The organism is Schlesneria sphaerica (genome assembly GCF_044336245.1).
Lineage (GTDB): Bacteria > Planctomycetota > Planctomycetia > Planctomycetales > Planctomycetaceae > Schlesneria > Schlesneria sphaerica.
This window is the reverse complement of record NZ_CP172346.1, coordinates 6,509,066-6,530,521: the sequence shown is the minus strand read 5'-3', so window position 1 is coordinate 6,530,521 and position 21,456 is coordinate 6,509,066. Positions and strand designations below refer to the sequence as shown.

The 21,456-nt window shown below is 55.4% G+C and carries 19 protein-coding genes; 16 read left to right on the top strand and 3 right to left on the bottom strand.

Annotated features, from left to right (window positions below; genetic code table 11):
• Window positions 1-16: 16 nt before the first annotated feature.
• Genes ACGY09_RS23455 through ACGY09_RS23445 form a run of 3 tightly spaced genes read right to left on the bottom strand, consistent with a single transcriptional unit; the run spans window position 17 to window position 1,973 of the window.
• On the bottom strand, window positions 17-508 hold the full coding sequence (locus ACGY09_RS23455) for a hypothetical protein (RefSeq protein WP_397569653.1): 492 nt from the start codon (window positions 506-508) through the stop codon (window positions 17-19).
• A gap of 38 nt (window positions 509-546) precedes the next feature.
• Window positions 547-1,305, bottom strand: coding sequence for a hypothetical protein (locus ACGY09_RS23450; RefSeq protein ID WP_397569652.1), 759 nt, complete (start codon window positions 1,303-1,305; stop codon window positions 547-549).
• Window positions 1,302-1,973, bottom strand: a complete 672-nt coding sequence (locus tag ACGY09_RS23445; protein WP_373652547.1) for a MotA/TolQ/ExbB proton channel family protein — start codon at window positions 1,971-1,973, stop codon at window positions 1,302-1,304. Before ACGY09_RS23445 ends, ACGY09_RS23450 begins: the two co-directional genes overlap by 4 nt.
• A 418-nt stretch (window positions 1,974-2,391) precedes the next feature.
• Here ACGY09_RS23445 and ACGY09_RS23440 point away from each other — a divergent pair, with 418 nt between their 5' ends.
• The 16 genes from ACGY09_RS23440 to ACGY09_RS23365 all read left to right on the top strand — a co-directional run bounded on the left by ACGY09_RS23440 (window position 2,392) and on the right by ACGY09_RS23365 (window position 21,287).
• Window positions 2,392-3,357, top strand: a complete 966-nt coding sequence (locus ACGY09_RS23440; protein ID WP_373652548.1) for a hypothetical protein — start codon at window positions 2,392-2,394, stop codon at window positions 3,355-3,357.
• A gap of 223 nt (window positions 3,358-3,580) precedes the next feature.
• The gene (locus ACGY09_RS23435; protein WP_397569651.1) at window positions 3,581-6,373 is read left to right on the top strand and encodes a c-type cytochrome domain-containing protein; all 2,793 of its coding nucleotides are present in this window, start codon (window positions 3,581-3,583) and stop codon (window positions 6,371-6,373) included.
• Between the two features lie 335 nt (window positions 6,374-6,708).
• The gene (locus ACGY09_RS23430; protein ID WP_397569650.1) at window positions 6,709-7,128 is read left to right on the top strand and encodes a YkgJ family cysteine cluster protein; all 420 of its coding nucleotides are present in this window, start codon (window positions 6,709-6,711) and stop codon (window positions 7,126-7,128) included.
• 504 nt (window positions 7,129-7,632) lie between these two features.
• Entirely contained in the window at window positions 7,633-8,325 is a 693-nt protein-coding gene (locus tag ACGY09_RS23425) for a hypothetical protein (RefSeq protein ID WP_397569649.1), read from the top strand.
• A 142-nt stretch (window positions 8,326-8,467) separates the two neighbouring features.
• Window positions 8,468-9,310, top strand: coding sequence for a hypothetical protein (locus ACGY09_RS23420; RefSeq protein WP_373652552.1), 843 nt, complete (start codon window positions 8,468-8,470; stop codon window positions 9,308-9,310).
• A gap of 45 nt (window positions 9,311-9,355) precedes the next feature.
• The gene (locus tag ACGY09_RS23415; RefSeq protein WP_397569648.1) at window positions 9,356-10,486 is read left to right on the top strand and encodes a hypothetical protein; all 1,131 of its coding nucleotides are present in this window, start codon (window positions 9,356-9,358) and stop codon (window positions 10,484-10,486) included.
• Between the two features lie 11 nt (window positions 10,487-10,497).
• Window positions 10,498-10,935 (top strand): hypothetical protein, encoded by a 438-nt coding sequence (locus ACGY09_RS23410; protein WP_373652554.1) that lies wholly within the window; start codon window positions 10,498-10,500, stop codon window positions 10,933-10,935.
• A complete protein-coding gene (locus ACGY09_RS23405; protein WP_373652555.1) occupies window positions 10,932-11,387 on the top strand; it encodes a hypothetical protein in 456 nt (151 codons plus the stop codon). Before ACGY09_RS23410 ends, ACGY09_RS23405 begins: the two co-directional genes overlap by 4 nt.
• Window positions 11,388-11,412: 25 nt before the next feature.
• On the top strand, window positions 11,413-11,859 hold the full coding sequence (locus ACGY09_RS23400) for a hypothetical protein (protein ID WP_397569647.1): 447 nt from the start codon (window positions 11,413-11,415) through the stop codon (window positions 11,857-11,859).
• Window positions 11,850-13,625 carry a hypothetical protein gene (locus ACGY09_RS23395; RefSeq protein WP_397569646.1) on the top strand — a complete coding sequence of 592 codons (1,776 nt, stop codon included), beginning with the start codon at window positions 11,850-11,852 and terminating at the stop codon, window positions 13,623-13,625. The genes ACGY09_RS23400 and ACGY09_RS23395 overlap by 10 nt, the downstream gene beginning before the upstream one ends.
• Before the next feature lie 10 nt (window positions 13,626-13,635).
• The gene (locus tag ACGY09_RS23390) at window positions 13,636-14,007 is read left to right on the top strand and encodes a hypothetical protein (protein WP_397569645.1); all 372 of its coding nucleotides are present in this window, start codon (window positions 13,636-13,638) and stop codon (window positions 14,005-14,007) included.
• 12 nt (window positions 14,008-14,019) lie between these two features.
• Window positions 14,020-14,496: a hypothetical protein gene (locus ACGY09_RS23385; RefSeq protein ID WP_397569644.1), complete on the top strand. Its 477-nt coding sequence runs from the start codon at window positions 14,020-14,022 to the stop codon at window positions 14,494-14,496.
• On the top strand, window positions 14,493-15,815 hold the full coding sequence (locus ACGY09_RS23380) for a baseplate J/gp47 family protein (protein ID WP_397569643.1): 1,323 nt from the start codon (window positions 14,493-14,495) through the stop codon (window positions 15,813-15,815). The genes ACGY09_RS23385 and ACGY09_RS23380 overlap by 4 nt, the downstream gene beginning before the upstream one ends.
• Window positions 15,812-19,639, top strand: a complete 3,828-nt coding sequence (locus ACGY09_RS23375; RefSeq protein WP_397569642.1) for a LamG domain-containing protein — start codon at window positions 15,812-15,814, stop codon at window positions 19,637-19,639. The genes ACGY09_RS23380 and ACGY09_RS23375 overlap by 4 nt, the downstream gene beginning before the upstream one ends.
• 19 nt (window positions 19,640-19,658) lie before the next feature.
• Window positions 19,659-20,273: a hypothetical protein gene (locus tag ACGY09_RS23370; protein WP_397569641.1), complete on the top strand. Its 615-nt coding sequence runs from the start codon at window positions 19,659-19,661 to the stop codon at window positions 20,271-20,273.
• A gap of 30 nt (window positions 20,274-20,303) precedes the next feature.
• Window positions 20,304-21,287, top strand: coding sequence for a hypothetical protein (locus tag ACGY09_RS23365; RefSeq protein ID WP_373652563.1), 984 nt, complete (start codon window positions 20,304-20,306; stop codon window positions 21,285-21,287).
• The last annotated feature ends 169 nt before the right edge of the window (window positions 21,288-21,456 follow it).

Below are 21,456 nucleotides of genomic sequence, written 5' to 3'. Positions count from 1 at the left end.
GCGGGACTGGATCCGATTATTCCGCGGTGATCGGGACCCAGAAGATCGAAGCGTCCGGTACCCCTGCCTTCGACAATTCCTGTTTCAGATTTTCCTCAGCCTCAGCGCGTGCCGTCATATTTTCATAGATTCGCACTCGTAGCCCGTCAGCATCCCCCTTCGCCTGCTCGACCAGTTTGATCAGTTCCGGAAGTGTAATCGGTACATCTTTCGACCCGTCACTTTCCTGCCGTAGCAGGTAACTGTCTTCGTCGATCACCACGCGAACGACGTCCGTGACAGGGTAGACGCGCGCAGGGACTTCTGACTTGAGGGTTTGTGGTGGATTGACGACGCCGTCAGAGTTCACACTGACGTGAGTCTCGCCGCCCCCGGTTCCCCAGCCGTCACTTCCCCCGGTTCCCAACCCCCATTTGCCGAGGTAAAGCCCCACACCCAGGCCCACCAGCAAGGCAGCCCCCAGTATGTTCCGCGTGCGGAACAATCCTCCGCGTGATTTTCCCGACATTGGATTCGACCTTTCGTAAGGATCGTATAGTTCACTAGTCAACGCCCCAGCTCAGGCTGAGGCCGGTAACCGAAGACGGCATAATCGAACTTTTGCGTACTTCCGCCGTCCCCTTTTAACCGTTCGGCGAGGGCAGGCAGGCCACGCGACATCGCCAATCGATGGCGAAGTCTGCAATTTCCATAGCTGCACAGCATCAATACGCTATTTTTCGTCGTCGGAAACTTCTTGCTGACCTGCAGGATGGTATCGACAAAGTTTTCAGCCGATTCAATGACCTGCGACTTGATTCGCTGCCGATCCTGTCCGATTGTAATCAACAGGGAACCGTCTTCTTGCATATAAAGTTCCCAAACGTCGAATTGTTTGCGCATCTCGTTAAAGGTGAGCAGGTGATCGACGATTTCATCGCCCCGCGATGATGCCAGTTGTTGAAACCTCGCTTTGAGATCAGCCACATCGGCAGGTGAGATTCCACCCGACTCATTCTTGCTGCGCGGCTGCAGGAACTTAGTCAGCGTCGCTTCCGGAATCTTGAACAGTTCCCGGACGAGTTGCCCGAGCTGCTCGCGTTCGTCATGTCGTGATTGATCAATCGACCGCTGCTGCAGTTCCCATTGGTCGACCTGTTGACGAAGCGCCGCGTTCTCTTCGGTGACCGATTCGCGCACTTTCGCCAGCCGATCCGCTTCCTGCGTGGCGACGATGCGAACTTCCATGTACTGGGCGAAAATCACGATCAGCATCAGATCAAGCAGGGGGGTCAGTTGGAGCGTCAGGCGGCGAACGTGCATCATGTGCGCGCTCCTGCCGTGATCGATAATTCCCGCTTGGCTCGCGCTACCGTCTCCCGAACGTGGACCCGATTCTCGGCCAGGCGTCGAAACTTCGTCTCGACGATACTGTTAACGAACATCAGCACCATTGCAGAGAACAGTCCCATGAACGTCGACCAGATCGACTCACCGAAATTGCGGACAATGTCCGAGACGGTTTGCTGAGCGTTGGACTGCCCCGACTGCAGGCCGGCCCCGATCGCAAGAACGGTTCCCAGCACTCCTGCCAGGGGATAGGCTTCAATCATGGTACGACTGATGTTGTACCACGTCTCAAAGGCGTGTGACTGAAGATAGCGGCGTTCCTCATCGAGGATCCGCATTCGCAGCCAGAGGTTCTGCCGTTCGGTCGTCTTGGAAGGATCATCGAGAACATCTTTGATGTCGGCGAGAAAGGCGTCGATCTGATCCGACAGGTTTGATCCCCGATCGAGAATGCTTCGATACTTCAATTCCCGCGTGAACTGGTCGAAATCTGAAGCCATTCGCCGCAGGTCACGCCGCGACCAGACAATCAACCAGAAGAACACCAGCAGATGCACAAGTGCCACCGAGGCAATAACGGGTGTCGACAGATGGGACAGTCGATTTAACAATTCGGCCGAAGTTTCGGACGTCAACACTGGCATGAACCTGCCTCAGCAAAGAAACCAAAACGGGACGGATCCTGAACCAATGATTCTATAACGAGATCGGGGCGAGAAAGAACCGTTGAGCCACTCCCACCCAACAGTGTAACCAATCGACGGCGGCAATCGGCTCAGTGGCGGGGAAATTCCCCGCGCGCCCATTCCGATCCGGACGGAGACCTTCCGAATTGAATGATCGTCAGGATTTCAACGTGTCAGTCGCTGCCAGCGTCCTTCCGCCGCTCGAACGCAGGATAAAAGCGTTGATTCGTTGTACACTCCCGCCGTGCAACATTTCTTTTCTGTGACGACAATGCCAGGACTGCTCCGACGAGCAGCCATGTGCATCTCGTGAGAGCGTCCGACAAAGATTCAGTCCGCGTGGCGTGACCGATGGGTCCCTGAAACTGAAAGAAATATGATCAACGAAGTCTCAATTACGACTGGCGCACGCCTGCACTTCGGACCATTGTCAGTGGCAGCACCGGCAGGTGGCCGCTTCGGCGGAGTCGGAGTCATGATCGACGCGCCAAGACTCGTTCTCAAAGCACGGCGTCAGACACAGGATGCCGTACTGGGCGAGACGCACCTGATATCCCGGGTGACCGAATTTCTGAGACGCTCGCGTGAACATCTCGCACCGCAAGACCGCGTGGCCTGTCAGATTCAAATCCTCGAAACGGTCCCTTCCCATTGTGGATTCGGTTCGGGAACGCAGTTAGGTCTGGCCGTCGCCAGCCTGATCTCGCGACTGTCCGGTGAGTCTCAGGTACCGCTTCCAGTCCTGGCTCGGCGCGTGCAACGCGGGATGCGATCCGCCGTGGGGTTGTATGGGTTTCAGCAAGGGGGGTTCCTGGTCGATGGGGGACGGCTGGACGCGAATCAGCTAGGCACACTGGTCGCTCGAGTTCCTTTCCCCGATGAATGGAAATTTGTACTTGCCAAACCGGTTTCAGCAGCGGGGCTGTCAGGCGAAGCCGAGCAATCGGCCTTTGCACGGCAACCTCCCATGCCCAGCTCACTCACCGCTGAGCTTTGCCGGATCGTCCTGATGGATTGGTTGCCGGCCGTCATCGAACGTGACTTCTCACGCTGCAGTGAATCGATGTTTGCCTTCGGCCATGCCGTCGGTGACTTTTTCACTCCCACGCAAGGCGGGGTCTTCGCGCATCCTCGCATGGCGGAATGGGCGGATGTCATTCGACGGCAAGGGATCGAGGGCGTCGCTCAAACTTCGTGGGGTCCCACGCTGGCTGCGCTCTGCGATAGCAAAACTCACGCAGACCAACTTTGCAGGGACTTCCGACAGGATCCGCGGTGGTCCGATTGCACGTTCGACGTGGTCTCACCATTAAACCATGGTGCCCAGTTGCAAGTTGCATGAAGTCCCGGCGCGGGAGTTCAGACCATGCCCGACAAACCTGGTTACACTTACGGGAGACAATGAACAATTGAGTTTGCAAGCGGGGAAACTCGATGACTGCTTGTCGATGACATAATAGTGGCCAGGTCGAGATGAAAAGAAGCAGTTCGTTTTTGATGGCATGATTCTTCCCCCAGCCGTAGGATGAGGACTCTTTACGCACCTGGTTGCAAAGGTCCGTTCCATGCAAAGTCGGATGCTTCTCGCTGGTATCGCTTGTCTACTGTTCGCGCCAATTTTCGCCAATGCCACGGAACCACCCGAGTTCAATCGGGATGTGCTCCCGGTGTTGCGGAAGTACTGCGTCGGCTGCCACAACCCCCAAGAGGCGGAAGGTGGCCTCGTCCTGCAGGACTACGCCCGCACCGTGCAAGGGGGAAGTGAAGGGCCGGGGATTGTGGCGGGCAAGAGCCGTGAAAGTCTGCTCTGGAAACGCCTGACCGCGACCGACGAATCCAGAATGCCGCCGAAAGATCATCCTGCTCCCGCGCCCGAGGAAGTTGCTGCGATTCGTGAATGGATCGATGCCGGCGCAAAAGCGCCTGCTGCGCCCCTCACTCACCCTGATCTCGTCACTCCCAGGATCCCCCCCAGAGGGAAAGTCATCGAAGCGATTACATCAGTCGCGTTCTCTCCTGATGGAAACACGATTGCTCTTGCTCGGGCTCAACGAATCGAAATCATCACCGGGGAAAACGCCATCCACCTCAGTGGACACACAGGGTCGGTGAATGAAGTCCGTTTCTCTGCGGACGGAAAGTGGCTGTGTGTGGCAGCAGGGGAAGTGGGACTGCTCGGCGAAGCGACCCTCTGGAACACTGCCGACTGGACCCGCAGTGCTCTGTTTCAGGGACACCAGGACACACTCTACTCGGCACAGCTCAGTCCCGATGCACAAACGCTCGCAACCGCGGGATATGACCGCAATCTGATCGTCTGGGACGTCGCGACAGGTCAATCCCTGAAGACTTTTCAAGGACACAACGACGCGATTTACAGTGCGAGTTTCTCGCCGAACGGGAAGTTGATTGCCACGGCAAGTGGCGATCGAACCGTCAAACTGTGGGATGTCGCTTCTGGCAGTCGACTCGACACGTTTTCGCAGCCAGCCAAGGAACAGACGTCGGTGGCGTTTCGTCCTGATGGGAAACACGTTGCCGCAGGAGGGGCTGATGCCCGAATCCGAATCTGGCAGATCAGCGACACGGGTCAGGAAGGGACGAACCCCGTTCTGTTCGCTCGGTTCGCGCACGAAGGCCCGATTCTGGCTGTCGTTTATTCCCCTGACGGTCGCCTGCTGGCGTCAACGTCCGAAGACCTGCGCATCAAGATCTGGGAAACAAACACGTACACCCAGGTGGCCGTCCTTGAACGGCAACCCGACTGGGCGTCGGCACTGGCCTTCGCCCCCGACAACAGACGGTTGCTTGTCGGACGCATGAACGGCGATCATCAGATCTACCCCATCGATCCCGCCCTTGCTGACTCACACACAGAAATGGCGCCACTGGTCGAGACGACACGTCCTGCAGAGATCGCGTTCTCGCAGCATCTTAGTCCCGTAACCGAGATCGAGCCGAATAACACTCCACAAGCCGCTCAAACCTTGTCGGTTCCCTGTCTCGTGCAGGGAGAATTGAATAGCCCGAACCGAGCCACGTCCGACGGCGATTACTACCGGATCGAAGCTCGTCAGGGTGACCAGTTCGTCTTCGAGACGATCGCCGCCCGCAACGGATCACATGCCGATACGAAACTCGAGATTCAGTATCCGAATGGAAAACCGGTGCTCAGAGCACTCCTGCAGGCAGTGCGCGATTCCTGGATTAATTTCCGGCCGATCGATTCGTCTTCGCCCGACGTCAGGCTCGAGTTCTGGGAAGAAATGGACCTGAATCAGTTGGTCTACATGAACGGAGAAGTCTGCAAAACATTTCGCGCCCCTCAAGGTCCTGACTCGGGCTATGTGCTGTACTCGGTCGACGGGAAGAGACGTGGTTATTTCGACACCAGTGCAGCGGCCCACGCCAAAGATGAGCCCGCCTATATCGTCGAAGCATATCCTCCCGATTCGAACATCGTCGAAAATGGTCTTCCCGTCTTTCCCGTGTATTACGCCAACGATGACGATGCGGAACGAAAACTGGGCAAGGATTCGCGAATCTTGTTTACTGCACCAGCAACGGGTGCGTATTTCATCAAAGTGACAGATGTTCGGGGGCTCAGTGGTCCAGACTTTTCCTATCAGTTGAAAGTTCGTCGGCCCAACCCTGACTTCACCGTGACCGTCAATACGATGAATCCCAAAGTTCCAGCGGGAAGCGGACAACGCCTGAAGTTCACACTGTCACGACTGGATCACTTTGACGGGCCGGTCAGACTCGATCTGGCTGGTTTGCCGAAAGGCTTTGATGCCTCGTCACCGACTATAATTGAGGCGGGGCTTTATGAAGCGTTCAGCGTCCTGACCGCCTCTCAATCTGCTCCAGAACCGACTCAAGCAGACCTGGACAGAATTACGATCCTCGCGACGGCAGAGATCAATGGACGGCTCGTCACGAAGACCATCGGAGGACTGGGAGAAGTGAAACTGGACAAGCCCGGTCCTGTCCGAGTTTCTCTCGTTCCCGATGACCCCCATTCGACCACAGAAGAGGGTGGTCTGGTCATCGAGCCGGGCACGACGATCACCGCCAAAATTATCGTTGAACGGAACGGTCACGAGGACGACGTTCGGTTTGACATCGATAACCTGCCTCACGGAATCATCGTCGATAACATCGGACTATCGGGAGTGCTGGTCCGCAAGCAGGAGACGGAGCGACAGATCTTCCTTACCGCTCGTCCCTGGGTCCCCGAGACCGAGCGACTGATCCATGCTGTCACTCAGGGAGTCGGCAATCAGGCATCCCCGCCCGTAACATTGCGAGTGAAAAAGAAGTCCCCTGCCGATGCCAAAGCAGTCGCCGCTCAGTAGGGCGCGGGACCGGAGCGGGCCACTTAACCGGCCCTTGAAACAGTTTCAATCTGATCGAACACCACCTCGTCGCTCAACAGAAATTCGGATCGGACCTGCTAGAGGAAGGTTCTCGAAGTTTCGCAACTCGTCGGAGGCACCGCAGCGCTCTACGAGCAGCGCGAAGGTTCTGCTCCGTTTGAACGAAAGTGGGTTCACCTGCTCTAATAGAGGCCGTATTCCAGCACCCATGGTCTGACGAGCCACCGAGGTGGCCTGCGGATTTTGAAGATTCGGGGCCGACGGGGCACACGTTAATTCCCCCCGACCCTTTCCGACGGAAAAAGAGATTTACATTGAGCACAACGGAGAAATGGTATTCAGACGGACTGAAGTTCAAGTGCACGCAGTGCGGTAACTGCTGCACAGGTTCTCCGGGTGTCGTTTGGGTCACTGATGAAGAACTGCAGGCGATCGCCGATTTTCGCGGTGAGTCGATCGGGGAAACCCGCATCACGCACACCAAACTGCTTGGTGGCCGAAGAACGCTACGCGACTACCCCAACGGTGATTGTACTTTCTTCGACGGACAGACTCGTCGATGTACAATTTACCCGGTTCGCCCCCCTCAATGCGGCACCTGGCCGTTCTGGAATTCAAACCTTGAGAGCCAGGACACCTGGAAGCGGGGACAGACCGTTTGTCCCGGCATGGGGAATGGGGACCTCGTGCAACTGGAAGAGATCGAAAGACAGGCGGCAATCATCGACATTTAGTCCGCGCTCCCGGACGTGCTTCCAGCACGTCTTTCATTGATCGGCAGGATATCCCTCCTGTTACTCAGGAAGCTGCGGTCGCCCGATCCCCAGAAGCGGGCGGAGGAACGGACCGAAAGATGAAAAGCCCCGAAGCGTTGCGTCGGGAAATCAGCACCGACGGGCTTGGGCCAACTCCTGAAGCTGCGCCGTCAATACACGCAGCTTGTCGAGTGTCTTTCCGGTGAACTTCGCCTCCCCACTGACGACTCTCTGAACAACCGACGTCTTGGAGCGAATCAGGGCTCGGCGCAATCCCGAACAAGGTGCGATGGTCCCGCGACTTTGACCGCTCGAGCAGTTCAGCGAGATCAGCCGACGACGCCTGCAATATCGCGTACAAGACTGCTTACAAAAGAGAAAAAAGAGCATAGACCGGGGATTGTCGAGCCATTTTTTGATGGTTAGTATCGACCTGCACTTCGTCAATCTCAAGTCGGCGTTCGTACTCACCAGAGACGCACCATGCAACCTCACCGCGAAGTAAGGTTCGATGAAGACGTCACACATCTGATAAGGCCTGAGCTCAAAAATGCACTCTCGTTATTGCTTCAAGCTCACGAGACCGCATTTCGTTTGAGCCTTCCGAAGTGGGAATTCGCCCTCGAAGTTCACTCGATCAAGGAAGCGGGACTGAACAACAATGATTTGCGTTATCTGATCTGCCAGGGGATGACCGAACATCGCGTGGAAATCACCCGACGGGGTGCCCGGCAAAGAAGTTTCGAACTTCCTCCCGGTATGTCGATCGACGCTCGCAGCTGTTTTGTATTGGCCGATGAACGCGTTCAACTCGTGCAGAAAATGATTTCAAACGGTCCAACCGTTATGGATGCAAGCCATTCTTCGCCGCAGCGGGGCCCGCACGCGGCAATCCCTTTCTGGGACTGCCATCATCGAGAGCTGAGAGTGGGCGAGATCCTGGCAAAGCGGTTTCGTCAACCCGCAAAAAACCAGGAAGCGATTCTCAACGCATTTCAGGAAGAGGGCTGGCCTCCGCGAATCGACAACCCAATTGCAGCGGCGGTTTCAACCGATGCGATTGAGCGCTTACACGATGCCGTGAAGCGTCTGAATCATCAGATTAACCCGGTGATCCGATTCTTTTCCGACGGTCAAGGACGGGGTGTAACCTGGAAACAGCGAGCGGCCCAGTAGCGCCCCAGATGCGTCCCTTGGTTTCGGTCGCAGGTCTGCCTAACCTGAATCGGTTGAGTTTGGTTGTCAAGCTGTGAATCAGCGAATCAGGTAACCAGGCGACTAAGACCATCTCACCTCTGCGGACAAGGGGGAGCGCAGCGTGGGTGTATTTTCGGATGGGGCGCTATTCCGGTTCACTCAGGACTCATTCGTCGCTGACTGGCTGACAAATCAGGCCGGTCTGCAAATGCTCTTCAGCCAGGTTTACCGGGGCGAATCGGTTGAAGTTCGCGAACTCGAGATCGGCGCGGTCCGCCGTCAATTCCAGGTTCCTGCCTGGGAAACGCTGCAATACCATGGCGTCGACGAACGGATCGTCCCTTCGACCGAGCGGACACGGCGCGACGGACGCTGGCCACGTCGTGGTCGCCTCGAATGGATCGATATTTTCCTTGAAGTCACCATCGCCGCAAAGGTCGCCTCGCTGGCAGCACCGATCGAGCGAATTACATCACACGACTTAAGTCAGAAATTGGGAGATGTCGCGTCGATCGCCGATCTGAAAGCGGCACTCGCGAACCTTTATTCTCCTTCTATCGTTGATGCGTTCTTCGAAAGGTTTCGGATTGAGAGCATTGAAGATTTTCGAGAGCAGCCGATGCTGTTTCTGGAATTCATCTACAAGGCGCCTCCCGTCTTCGATCCGAACAGTCCCGCAAGTTCGCAGACCTATCCGCTCAACGTGTGTGTGCTGATTCGTGAGACATTTGCCGCTCGTGAAGCGCTGCAATCCGCGAAGATTTGTCGTCTGATCCTCGAAAAAGAGCAGGATCACCTCACGAGCGTCGCGGGAGCCACCGTCATTACACCCTATGCTTTCGTCGTTGTCTTCCCTGGCGCGTCGGTGGTCGATGGAACGATCCCCGGGATGGACGCGACCAAGGTAAAAGCGAGTGCTTTAACCCTGTTTCAGGCTGAAAACATGTTCTGTCTGTTTGCGTAATCGCTCAATCATCGATTCAGTGTCTCCGATCGGAGAGGAGCATCAATGACAGTTCGATACATCACGGTGACCCCCGTTACCAATTTCTTTAAACCGGCAACGCGGGCGTTTGGAGATATTGCCATTGTCGGCGACACCTCTGATGACGCAACGGGACCGGTGAACATTGCGATTCCGGTCACGAATCCAGACAGCGTATCGGACCCGAATGATCCGGCCAGCGCCAAAAACAAGAAGGCCGTGGATAGTGCAGACTGGTTTCAAGGGCCGCTGGGATCTGCTGTAAGAACCGCATTCGGGCAGTCTCCCGGTCCCTCTCTCGTCTGGGCCATTCGAACTGACGATGACGTCGCAGCTTCATTCGCGGTGGTCGGGAAACTTGACGTTCAAATCGTCATGCTTGCTGACAAACCATTGAACGACGCGAATTCTGCAGCTGTCAAGTTGTTGGCCTCACACGTCGCGACGCTGTCGGGCGCCGGTGGTGGTGACGGTAAAGAACGAATCGGTGTCACCATGCTGGATAAAACAGCAGCGGCATCGACGGCCGCAGGGCTGGTCGCTGGGCTCGGCTTGTCCGTCTCACGGATGGTCGTCGTCGCACACAAATCGGATGGCGATGCGGCCGCGGCCGTGGCTGGTACGATCGCAGGGTATGAACCGCATATTTCGCTCATCCTCAAGCCGGTCGGCTTAACCATGGCCAACACCTTCGACGACTCCGAAATTGAGACCCTGAATTCGGCAGGGGTCAATTGGCTCACCCGTCCCACATTGATCCCCGGAACCGGGCTTTATATGGGCGAAGGCTATATCTCAGGCAGTGCCAACGTCCGCTATATCGACATCATTCGCACTCTTGACGATGTGACATTTCGCTTGAAGGCGCAACTGATTCAATCGATCGGTGTCCTGCGGATTAACCGCCCCGGAATTCGCTCGCTCGAATCGCAGATGGCGTCGGTCCTCGAACCCCTCAAACAGCGCGAAGTCATCGATAACTATGACATTTTTCTGCCAGTCCTTGTGCTTCTTGATAAAGACCCGGCCACGCTGTCCGTTCTCGAAGCTCAAGAGCTGAAGAATATCCGAAACTCGCGCACGGTCGATTCGATCATCACCGTCACGTATGCGGGTGCCATTCATCGACTCAATATCACCCTCAAGTTTCAATAGGAGTCCTCGCCATGCCCGACGCACCTGCCGCGCCGGTAAGTCTGAACTGGAAGACTCGACTGGAAATTCATGCCAACGGCAAGAGTATCAGTGCCGTCGAATCGTTCACTCCCACGTTTAATACGCAAGTGACTCCGATCCATTCGATCGAAGCGGACAATATTGGAGCAGTCTTTCATCCGCAGGCCGCTACGTTTTCACTGTCCCTCAAAGCAATCGGACCGGCCGTGGCCGAACTGACTCGACTGGCGCTGGCAGGGACCAAATTCGACATCATGCTGGCCGAATCTGGCGATGGGAAAGACTGGACGTTCAACAAGATGCTGTTTCGCGACTGCCTAATCACATCTGCCAATCCAAGCAACGTCGTCATCGATGGTGCACCGACCGCAACATTCAGTGGCATCATCCTTGGATTCCGGGGGGAAAAGGACCGAGATCCCGCATGAACGAGCAACCGAACATTCCTGTACTGATTGGTGCTGTCCCGCTGCTGGCAGTGACGAGTTTTGTCATGAACGAAGGATACAAGACTGCGACAATTGCCGGCAGTACCTTGACGCAGATGGTGGCACCAACAACGAAAACGATCACGATCGAGGCGCTGCTGATTGGGAAGCAACGTGCGCTCCGACCACCATTGGAGGCGATGGCGCTCACGTCGCGACTGCTTGCATCCGCATCGGCCCCCCTGATGAAACTGGCCGGAGTTCCCGTCGTTGCGAAAACCAGCGTCAACCTGGACATGCAGATTACCAGCCTCATCTTCACCCAGGACAATCAGATGCGCGACACATTACGGGTAACGATTTCACTGATTCATGTCCCTCGGACGCAGTTGGGTGGCCTGTTAGGAGGATCGCTCGATCTGGTAATGGCCGGTGGTTCTGCGTTTATCTGAAAGTCGCTCGTGCCGGAGGACTGGAATGGCAATATCGTTCTCTGATTCGACAAGGACATATACCCCGCTTCCAATCGATGCGGACCAGGGGTTTCCACAATCGTTTCCGGTGGTATTCGGGGGAGTCACTTATCGATTCCGCATGTATGTCAACGCATCGCCGTCCCTGACCTCGAATCCGAGTGCGATTTTTGACTTACCCGCGATGGAACCATCACTTGCTTCGTCCATGCTGCGACCGTCGCCCGATCTGACACGCCCCCAGATGTACCTCGTCGTCAGAGTCGATCGAGACTTGCCTGATGGTAAGATGCAATCCGTATTCATGAGGAAGGTCGTCCCCGAACTGGAGTACCTGGCCGGCGAAATTGCGCTCGCGTTTCCCGTTCAGCGTGTCGCTGTCCGCAATTTGAACGGAACGGGAACTTTTGGCTCCAAGGTGACGGGAGGGATCGCATCTCGATGGGCGTAATTCTCAAATACCTGATTGATTTCCCGGATGCCAAATTCAAGGTATCCAACGATCTGCTGAAGGGAGACTTTTTGATCGATGTCTCAGTCAAGGTGTCGATGCAGCCTGCGGTATCAGGTACGACGTTTGAGGTCCAGCTGATCGATCTGCCGGAAGCCAAAGCAAAAATCTTGAGCGAGGATCCGAAGCAGGCACGCATGATCATCAAGCTCGGATACTTCGACGGCTCGTTCGAAACTGTCGTCGAAGGGTTCTACACCGAGGTGAAAACTCAGGTGACGGGAGACCACATGGTCACGACGTTGAAAGGAGAAGAAGTCGCCACGCTTGGCCTGCGACACACGATTTTCGACGAAGGTCTCGAGGGAAAAATCGGTTTTACGTCGCTCATCACAAAGATTCTGACAAACGCAACTGCCGATGAAGACTCTGAGAAGGCGGGGGGTAGCGTTCTTACTGCCGCTTTGACAAGCCTGACAGGGAACAGTGCTCCCGATCTCAAGGTCAATACAACCCCCGTCGTCAAGAATATCGACATCGAACTCGACGCCCCGAGCTTCCGTGGCAAATCAGTCATGAAGGTCCTGGATTCACTGGCTGAAAGAGCGTCGGCAGAATTCCTCGTCTCAGACAAGACGATCCGGATTGGAAAACCGATTGAGAGCGATGACTACAAGCCCGCGGGATTCAAACGGGATGTCAATCTGGCCGAACTCAGCCGCTATTCCAAAACACTGCCTGAAGTCACGGGCAACGGGCGATTGAAGAGTCTGCCGAAGCGGGAAATCAAGGGATTCAATTTCCGAATCGCCGGAGATCCCAAGTTACGACCAGGCAACCAGGTTACCACAGACGTCGTCGGATTCACGTCGAAGGACGACACGTTTCGAGTTCATTCGATCACTCACACACTTAGCCTTTCGGGCGGATATCTCTGCGAAGGATTAGCGGTCATTCCCTGTTCTGACGACAACTGCCGGCGACAACAACTGGCTGTGGGCCAGATCAGCGCGGAAGGGGTGAGTACCAGGCTGACGGAAAAGATTAAAGACGAAACCAGTCGCCAGCCGGTGGTCGAAGTGTGTGGAATCAGCACCTACTCTGGTGGGAATTCGTCACCTGCACACCAGGCAACGCTTCAGTTTGGACAACGCTTCGAGAAATCGGAAACACAACCCAGCGTGAGAGCGCCGGTTGATGACGAAGTAAATCAGGTATTCAACAACAAGCCTTTGGTTTCATCCTTTGCCTGGAACAAATGCGGGCAGATCACGCCTGTCTATCCCGGCATGAAGGCCGTCGTGACTCACAATCTTGGCCTTGCCGATGACGCACTGGTGACCGGGTTCATCTGGTCCGAGAAACCCCCGTTTGAACCACCCAGGAATGAACCCGGTGACTGGTGGCTTTGTCTTCCAGTGAATTTCGACGGCAAGACTCCGACAAGCGCAACAAACGCCGCAAATGATCTGATTTCGAACAGAGGACATCGTGTTATCGAGGTGAGCGGACTCAGGATTACTACAGGCACATCAACTCTGGGAACGGTGGGAAATCGCCCTGAGGAAGGGAACGACGATGAAATCCTGATCGAGCACAAACCCTCGGGTAGCACGTTCCACATCGATCCGGATGGAGCGATCACCATCTCCGGGAGATCGGGATCCAAGTTCCAGATCGACAAGAACGGAACGCTCTCACTCGAAGCAAATACCATCACGATTAAAGGTGATGTCACCATCACCGGCAACGTTGATATTCAGTGAAGGACAACAAGTGGCGTACGTCTTAACCGAAGCAGGAACAGCAACCTGTGCTCACCAAGGGGTGATCGTTCTGAAATCCGGGCAATCCAAACTGACAGTAAAAAAGAAAAAGGTGCTCGTCGACGGAGACATGGACGGCGCTTCGTTCGCAGCCCCTCCAACTTGCATGACCGTGCCGGCATCGGCTCCGGCACCTGTGTCGGTGAAGTGCACGAACGTGGCCAAAGTGACGAACAAAGGGACCGCCAGCAAACTCAAGGTAGAAGGCAAATGTGTTCTCTTGTCCGACGTCAGTGGGACCACCAATGGCACGGTGGCGAACGTTGCTTTCCCGACCTGGTCGGTTCAAAACGCCGGGCAAACGAACCTTAAGGCGCAATAGGTCGCATTAGACATGACAAGTTTACGAGCCCCGAATGTGTTGGGTCGCAGCCTGCTGCTCGAGGAGGGCGATCTCGTTTTGACTGATGGGGAGGATGGTCGTGATTTCACTTTCGTTTCGGGACGTGACAACCTCTCACAGGGGTTGCGAGTCATGATCGGAACGGCATTTGGTACCGACGTGTTCAATGTCAACTATGGCCTGGATATGGCCGCGATCTTAACGACCGCTCAAACCAAACAGGCAGTAAAGGATCTGATTCGATTGAATCTGGTCAAAAGTATCAGCCAGGACGATCGCATCACCATGATCAGCGAAGTCGTTTTCGACGACGACCCCCGGTACTACGAATTAATGCCAGGTGAAGATCCAAATGAGAACGAAATCATTCGTCGCAATACCCGGAAATGGCAAGTCATTGTCGTCATACAAGCGGTGATCGAAGGAGAAGTCGCGCTGCGTCTTGAGGGGACAGGGCTGAATACATGAGCGATTTTGGCGTCACATCCGATGGCTTTGCGATCAAGCCGTTACAGGAGATCATTAACGACAAGGCCGCGCTGGCACGTGAGATCTTCGGTGACGATATTGATCTCCGCTCAACCAGCGCCTTTCGGCAGATCATGAATATCGTTGCCGCTTCCGACATGGAACTATGGAAACTTGGTGAGTCGTCTTACTACAGCTGCTTTCCGTCAACGGCGACAGGCGATGCACTCGATCTGCTGGGGGATGACCTGGGAATTCCGAGACGTGCACTGAAGTCACATGGGACCGTGGTGCTCACTTTGGAGGGTGGCAAGAACGGTCGAAGCTATAACATCCCCGCCGGAGCCGTTGTGGAAACTCTCTCCACTGCAACGGATCCCGCCGTCCGTTTCCGTACACTTCAACGCGTTTCTTTGACGAATCAGGCACCAACTGCATCGGTCGAAGTGGAAGCGATAGCGAGGGGTCCCGCAGGAAACGTGGCCAAAAATGCCATCAAGCAATTGAACCCGGATTTTGCCAGGGCGAAACTGAGTTTTGATCCAGCCCTTGTGACCGCCACGAACGCCAATGCGACAATGGGCGGAGAGAACTTCGAATCCGATGAGGCGTACCGTCTGGCGATTCTCGGTCGCCCTCGCACCCTTTGGACACTTGAAGCAGTGCGAAGCGCTGTCATCGCCCTGGACGGAGTTCGAGATTGTCGTTTGTTCGATCCGCTCGGGGGTGTGGACGTTTCTCAAAGCAAGTTCAGTTTTTTTTCATTCGGGCGAGGCCGGTTCGGCAAGCAGCGACGAGTCGGAACTCCTTTCTATTTTGACATTCTTGTCGCAGTGGCCCCGGGATTCTTCTGGGAAAGCACCACTGGTAAAGCAGACGGCGTTCGGGATCTCGTGAATCTTGCTGTCGAGGAAGTCCGGCCGATTTCGGTGTTCCCAAACTTGCGACTTGCCAACGATGTTCAGATCGGATTACGGGCCATCATCATGATCCAGCCGGGGCATGATGCCGATGCCATTATCGGGTCGATCAAGGACCGGTTGGAACGTCGAGTCAATTCGTTGGGCCTTGGCAATTCGGTTCTCTATTCACAAGTGATTTATGACTGCAAAGACGTGACAGGGCTGATTGATATCCAGCAGTTGCATCTTCGCCGCAATCCTCCGCTGATGGGTTCAATCGCGTTCGGACGCAGTCCTCGTTTCAACAGTGCTGTCATCGAATTCCCCATCGGAGAGAACATCAACCTGCAACCTGACGAGATCGCCGTCTTCCACGTCGATTCGCAGTTGATCGATATCCAGGTGAGGAATACATGATACTGGACACGCTCGACCTCACCAGCCAATCAATGGTGAAGCTGCTCCCAGCCCCGTATGCACGGGGAGCCGAGATGCTGTCGCTTCGGTTGAGGGAAGTCGATCAAACACCTGCACCAGGTTCGAATGCCGCCAGCGAAACGATCGTTCTCGACTATCATTTCAACGAATACTATGCGCGGTACGGGGTCTTTCCGACTCAAACGAGATATGTGTTGATCGTTCGTGCAAACTCGGGACCCGATGCCGTCACTGTTGAAATTGTTTACTCAGACGCATCGATCAAGCCAAGTTCCATTGTCATTCCGCCGCGAACATTCGCGGGGACGTCATTCGTCATCCCTGAACCTCCCGGTTTTAACTTTCAGACGAAACTCACTGCCCTTCGTCAAAAGCCGAAGGCACTGTCAGGAACCGGTGCGTCAAACTTCGGGTTGCTCGCCTTGCTCGGGAACATTGCGAAGCTCGCCTGGATACTGGGGTGGGAAAAAGACCAGTTAAAAGCGCTGTTGTCTCAGGTGCGCCTCCAGCGATCCCGCGCTCACGCCAACGGATACAGCCTGGACCTGATCGGTGACGAACTGCGAGTGCCCCGGTTCCCGCCGCGAGAATACTCATATGACGCGCAGACGATCGCGCTCTATCACTGCAATGATCCAGCCACGGGCACGATCATTGGAACGACAGGCAGCGGCATCTCTCCGATCGTGATCACGAGCCTCGTTCACGGACTGGCAACGGGCCAGAACGTCACGATCAACGGAGTGGCTGGAAATACCAGCGCCAATGGCACGTTCAACATCACTTCAATTGATGAAGACCGATTCTCCCTCGCTGGAGGAGCCGCAGGAAATGGGGAATTTGCCGGTGGAGGAAGCTGGCTTCTGAACGGCGTGTTGACTGGTGGGGCAGTGAAGGGCCTCGTCATCGACGAAACTACGCGATTCGGTAAAACCGGGCATCCAGGTTTCAACGCTGGGGCCACCTGTGGTGTGACTGGCAAATTCAATGCAGGACTTCAATTTCCAGGTCCCAATGGATATGGCATCGTGCGGGTACCGCATGATGCGAGTTTCAATCTGGCAGAGTCAGCTAACTTCACCATCGAGTTTTTCGTGAAGGCGGATCCCGTTAACGATTCGGACCTTGCTGTCCCCGCCGCACCACGACTTCTTGCGTGCAAAGGTGCAATTGATTCGGCAGCCAACCACACCGAGGCAGGGTGGTCGATGATGCTGGCCACCTGGCACATCGGTGGAACAGCCAATAATCTTCGCTGGGAGGTGAGTGACGGCGGAACAGTCGACAGCATTCTTGCGGATATCGATATTGCCGACGGTCGGTTTCACCATATCGCCGGGGTCATCGACAGAGAGCGCAGCGGCCTTCGGTTGTTTGTCGATGGTGACGAGATCCTGGCGGAAGCGAAACCTGCTGGGGCAAGCATGCTTGGAGCCGTCAAAAACAATAAAGACTTGCTGTTCGGCAACGATGCCGCCGTTCCTGCAAAGTTTCAATTTTCGGGTGTTCTGGATGAAGTGCGGCTTTCCAGCGTGGCACGCACGGAATTCCATCCTGTTCTCGGCGAGGGTGACGAACCCTATCGCAAGCGGCTGGGGCTATTTCAAAAGTGGTTTCTGCCCACTGCAAAAAACCTGCGCACGGCCATCAACGACCTCGTTCACATCAATGGTCAACAGGAATCCTTCGAGCTGATCGAGAAACTCGCCCCCTCCGCCGTCGCGACCAAAACAGTCAGAATCGTCCCTGAAACATTACCGATCGGACAAAGTCTTTGCTTCGAGGGAAATCCGTCAGCAAACGGAGTGGAAGTTTGTGGACGTCCCTCTGACGATGTCGATTTCCTGCCGCACTACCTGGTTGGTCATTATCGGCACGGAGTCAATTATGGATCCGATTTGAACAATCACCTGATGCAGCCAACCACGCTGACAGCGCTGCAGTCGTTGATCGATCTCCTGGTGCGGCAAGGCGTGAGTGGGAACTTGAACGTCCTCAAGTCGTATGATCCGGCTGATCCCGGGTTGCATTCGGTAGGGCGAGAACTTCAATTGTCGCACGATTCCCTTGTGCCGGAAGTACTGTCAATCGCCGCACATCAAGCGGGATTCGACTTCGTCCTCTCGACGCCGACGCACATCGACGTTTCGATGGCAATCGGGAACAAGCTCGCCATCGCAATCAAGTCGCTCACGCCGATCTCGACAGCCACGGAGACGGGGACAACTGTCACAATTACGACATCCGTGCCGCACAAACTGGTGGCTGGCGAGCGGATCAACATCTTAAATGCATCCCATCCCGGATATCACGGAACAGTCACGATCACAGCGGTCACAGCGTCGACGATTCAATTCAATCTGGCATCGTCCGGCCTGCCTGCCGCAACCGGTGGGATGGTGGAGGCTGACGCCTTACCCCGTTCTGACGGGTACGATGCGATCATAGGTGGTGCGATCAATCTCGTGCTGTGTCCCGAGAATCTTCCTGCGACGGGTCGAGTGAAATGGACGATCATCCATTCCGGTGCCGGGCGAGCTCATCTACTGCCTCACCCGCTGGATGAACCGAACCTGCGTACCCCGATCACTTCGCGCCGTCACGTACAACTGTTTGCGGATGCTCCCGGTGAGGTCGACGTCTCGGTTGAATTTGCGTTCGCGGGCAAGACGGTCGTTGGGACCCGCACATTGCGAATCGGGATCACCAGCTTGCCTGATAAGACTTCGATTGCGTGGAATGGCGCCAGGTCGAGCAGCGAAGAGACGGTCGTCGGCTCGAATAACGCCACCCCTAACTCGATTTATCTGATCACCAGCAACGTTGCCGGCATCGACTACGGAGCAGATCCTAACAACAAGAGGATGGTGATCGCTCTTGAGAAGGCATTCAATCGGCTGACAAATCTGGCATCAGCTCTTCCCGGACTTCGGGTGATTAAGGCATTTGACCCGGCGGAGACGGCTGGTCGCCATCAAGCCGGTCGCGGAATCCTACTGACCCATTCAACCCTGCCGTCGGATCAGCTTGGTGCCTTGGCACATCGTGCGGGATTTGACTACGTCAGGACGCAAGGCACGCAGGTCTACTGTTCCGTTGCAGAAGACGAACTGATCGAGATCGTGCCGCAGGATTCAACTCTGGTCCCACTTGAAGAACATCTGTTTCTTAACAAGCCGATCATCCTGCAGGCTCGGTTCGGGCGACTTCCTGTTCAGCCAATCACAAACATCAGCCAGACTGGAACGACGGTCACCACCGTCACTGGAGGCCCTCATGGCTTTCAGATGGGAATGCGCATCGCTGTCGCAGGTGTCTTGATCTCTGGCTACAACGGTGTGCACACGATTACAGAAGTCCCCTCAGCGACCAGCTTCAAGTATCAGACAATCAGTTCCGGCTTTTCCCCGGCCGCTGGCAGTGGAACGGTGACATTGGGTGATTTCAATTGGGCCCTGCAGACAGACGGGTTTGCGAAGGGAACATTCGATTACTCGCAGAGATCCCAGGTCAAATTTACTCCAACTACTCCCGGGGTAATTACGCTGCAACAGAGTTACTTCGAATCGAACTCCGAGACGGCAGACCCGTATTCATTCGAAGTCCGAGTCAAGGAAGTTCCCGGGGGTCCGACTCCCATCCTTTCGAAAGATCAGTACGACCTGATCATGAATCTGCTCAATTATTTCCGCCCGATCGGCGTCCAGGTTGTCACCGAAAACCTGCGTCACCACGTCAAGGAGATTCGACGAGACGAACGACAGGCATTTCCCGCATACACCTATCCTGATTTTCGCTCCTGATTGAAAACGAGGCGATCAAATGACAGCTGCGCTCTATAAGCGGAACTTTTCTCACGACCCCTGGATTGACGGTTTTGATGCAGTTCAGGCCGACGGCGAGCGTGGACTGAATAAGGTGGTCTTCTCGTTCCAGGATGAGCTGGACAGCGTGTCGTCCGCGTTCGCTACGCTTCAAGGGATTGTGGTTCCGGTCAGCCCGACAACAACATTAACCTTCGCCCCAACGCTCTTCCCGGTGCTGACGACGCCGGCATGGAGCAGCGGCTACGGCATCGCGACAAAAGGAACCGGACAAACCAGCGCGGATGGTTGGATGCCGATCCAGCTTCCGGATGGAGGCAAGATCCAAAGTGTCGCCGTAAACGGGGAAGGGTCAGGCAGCCTGGGTTCTGTCAGCGTACAACTGCTGCGTCAGTCGTTTTCCACGAGTGAGCAGTCCACCCTCGTTGCGCTGCAGCTTTCGAACGGAGGGACTGGGGCTCAGATTTTTGCATCGGTCGGCTTTGTTCCCGACGACAAGAGCCTGATCGACAATGGCAACTTCAAGTATCTCATCGCCGCAAAAATCATTGGCGCTGATGCCACCGCCACAGCCAAATTGAGTGGAATCCAGGTCGTGTGCAAACGAGTGTAATTCGACTTCGATTGAGGAAAGGATTTACCGATGCCCTGCGATGACACAAAGCCCGATTCCAATCTTGCCGCCGACACCGCAATCACGGTCAATGACGGAGCCTCGCCAAACTGGTGGTTGAGCCCGGACATCGACCTGAACGGCTTTACCGACACGGCTGCCGGAAGTGTTCAGAACACGATTGATGTCACGGTCCACCGAAGCCAGTCACCACTTCCAGACGGCACGGCGGCGATTGTCGTTGAAGTCTACGTCTGCAACCCCGGTCTCAACCTGGGGCCCGGACCCAACGCCAAGTTGATTGCGCAAACGATCATGCGCACGGAGACTAACCCCGAGATTCAAGCGGGTCAGACCAGACGGTTATCTGACGTCGGAAAAATCATCAAGTGGACACCGAACGGCAGCGCAACGGATCCGGACGGACCCGGTCATCGATGCCTCATCGCCCGCTGCTACCCTGATTCTCTCTCGCCAGAACCGGACTGCTTTCATGTTGTGGGTGATCGGCACGCGGCACAGCGAAATGTCACGATCGCTGCCGCAGCGTTTAACGAACCTTTCTCGATTCTCCGGTTCTGGACTGGGAACAACAACCAGGAGGATTCTCAAAAGGCGACGGTGCGAGTCGTTGCGGATTTGAATCCAAGTCGCAAGGTCATCGAAGCCCTGATGCCGGCCTTGCGCGCGGTCGAAGGGTTCAGACGTATTGGCAGAACTCCTCCTGCAAAGTTCTCTGTGAGATTCGACGATTTTGAAGTGCCGACGACGCGCGACAACTCGAAACTGGTCGATCACGGGCCATTCGAACAAGTTTGGCAATTGATGTTTGGACAACGCAGTCCCACCTACGAGGCAGATATCGAATTGGCACCGGGTCAGCAGACGTACTTTGAACTGCAATCCGACTTAACCGGTGGCCGCCCGGGAGATGCCACGATATTCCATCTGACACACATCAATCCGAATGGTCGCGTTACAGGAGGCCTCACCTGTGCAATCGTGTTGAGATAGTCTCCCTTGTCTGTCTTGTGGAATAAACCTATTGAACGACGAATCCGCCGTCTCAGGAATCTTTCTGCAATGGAAAGACCTCAGCACTGCCCAGCTTCAACGTGCCCGAGTGAAGACTCGCTTGTCGTTACACATGGCCCGACACGGCCCCTCAATTCCTTTGATGAAG

Coding starts and splice junctions, on each gene's coding strand:
- ACGY09_RS23370 (WP_397569641.1), top strand. CDS start 19,659: ATGACAGCTGCGCTCTATAAGCGGAACTTTTCTCACGACCCCTGGATT.
- ACGY09_RS23425 (WP_397569649.1), top strand. CDS start 7,633: ATGCAACCTCACCGCGAAGTAAGGTTCGATGAAGACGTCACACATCTG.
- ACGY09_RS23365 (WP_373652563.1), top strand. CDS start 20,304: ATGCCCTGCGATGACACAAAGCCCGATTCCAATCTTGCCGCCGACACC.
- ACGY09_RS23380 (WP_397569643.1), top strand. CDS start 14,493: ATGAGCGATTTTGGCGTCACATCCGATGGCTTTGCGATCAAGCCGTTA.
- ACGY09_RS23395 (WP_397569646.1), top strand. CDS start 11,850: ATGGGCGTAATTCTCAAATACCTGATTGATTTCCCGGATGCCAAATTC.
- ACGY09_RS23400 (WP_397569647.1), top strand. CDS start 11,413: ATGGCAATATCGTTCTCTGATTCGACAAGGACATATACCCCGCTTCCA.
- ACGY09_RS23375 (WP_397569642.1), top strand. CDS start 15,812: ATGATACTGGACACGCTCGACCTCACCAGCCAATCAATGGTGAAGCTG.
- ACGY09_RS23455 (WP_397569653.1), bottom strand. CDS start 508: ATGTCGGGAAAATCACGCGGAGGATTGTTCCGCACGCGGAACATACTG.
- ACGY09_RS23405 (WP_373652555.1), top strand. CDS start 10,932: ATGAACGAGCAACCGAACATTCCTGTACTGATTGGTGCTGTCCCGCTG.
- ACGY09_RS23385 (WP_397569644.1), top strand. CDS start 14,020: ATGACAAGTTTACGAGCCCCGAATGTGTTGGGTCGCAGCCTGCTGCTC.
- ACGY09_RS23435 (WP_397569651.1), top strand. CDS start 3,581: ATGCAAAGTCGGATGCTTCTCGCTGGTATCGCTTGTCTACTGTTCGCG.
- ACGY09_RS23410 (WP_373652554.1), top strand. CDS start 10,498: ATGCCCGACGCACCTGCCGCGCCGGTAAGTCTGAACTGGAAGACTCGA.
- ACGY09_RS23440 (WP_373652548.1), top strand. CDS start 2,392: ATGATCAACGAAGTCTCAATTACGACTGGCGCACGCCTGCACTTCGGA.
- ACGY09_RS23450 (WP_397569652.1), bottom strand. CDS start 1,305: ATGATGCACGTTCGCCGCCTGACGCTCCAACTGACCCCCCTGCTTGAT.
- ACGY09_RS23445 (WP_373652547.1), bottom strand. CDS start 1,973: ATGCCAGTGTTGACGTCCGAAACTTCGGCCGAATTGTTAAATCGACTG.
- ACGY09_RS23415 (WP_397569648.1), top strand. CDS start 9,356: ATGACAGTTCGATACATCACGGTGACCCCCGTTACCAATTTCTTTAAA.